General features: G+C 55.4%; 1 protein-coding gene. It reads right to left on the bottom strand.

The features are described 5' to 3' along the window. Positions 1-944, bottom strand: a 944-nt coding sequence (locus ABJ99_RS00020; protein WP_054084080.1) for an STY4528 family pathogenicity island replication protein, incomplete at its 3' end; no start/stop codon positions are given. Between the last annotated feature and the right edge of the window lie 35 nt (positions 945-979).

The following is a 979-nucleotide window of genomic DNA, read 5'->3' as shown; positions in this document are numbered from 1 at the left end:
TCCTGCGCACTTTCCTGAGCTTCGCGCGGTACAAAGCTTTTACATACAGATGTATTTGTATTGGTATACGTACTATATGAGTTCGGAATCCGAACCAAGCCGAAAGAGGCCGAATTCAGACTGAGTTCGGAATCCGAACCCGGTGTTTTTAAATTCGCTCCCGGGCTTTTTTTACTGAGTTCGGAATCCGAACTCAGTGAATCTGACTCGTCTGAGCCCTTGGTTCGGATTCCGAACTCAGTGCCATCCTGTGCGTGTTCGATGGCTTGCGGTGCGTCATGCCATCCCTGCTGCTGCCATCTCTGCTCGATGACTTCGAGTCGTGAAGGCATTGTGCCTGTTGCCGCTGCAAACTCTTTGAACGCATGGTCTGCAACGACTCTGACGGCTTTGTTGGCATGTTCAAGCGCCTGGCCGACGAGTTGCATATAGTGGTGATCGATTTCCATCGCCTCGGCACACCCCACCGGTTCATCGTGCAGGATGTAGACGTTGCCTTGCACCCGACCGCTGACCGAGTCACGTACCCGTTGTCCAAGGCTGAGCCAGCGCGTCAGTCTCAGGACGGTCAACGCCTTGGCCACGGTTTCTTTGGAGGCCGATTTACCTGGCGACGAACCGAGGTAGGGACGTAGCTTTTCATAGCTCGGAAAAGCCGTGACGCCATCACCGTTGATCAGCAGCCTGAAGACTTGCCAGACATTGCGCTCGAGCGGTGAGAGACGATCATCGAGCAGCAGGCCACGGGGCACCGTTTCGTGTGGATTGCCACTGAAGACGACGCCGGCATAAGGTTCGTCGCGCACTGATTCAGTGTCACTGGGTGTGGAACCTGAGCCAGCATTCTGCTGTTGAGCCAATTTCATCTGCTGGAGCAGCAAGTGGTTTTGCAGTGCTCCAGCCGCAGCATTGATGGCGACTGCCAGGGGAGGGCGCCGGTTCATCTTCGTCACATCCGTTCGCCTTCTACCTTGCCAGC

The organism is Pseudomonas syringae pv. cilantro (genome assembly GCF_001293775.1).
GTDB classification, from domain to species: Bacteria; Pseudomonadota; Gammaproteobacteria; order Pseudomonadales; family Pseudomonadaceae; genus Aquipseudomonas; species Aquipseudomonas syringae_P.
This window is presented reverse-complemented; position numbering and strand designations above follow the sequence as displayed.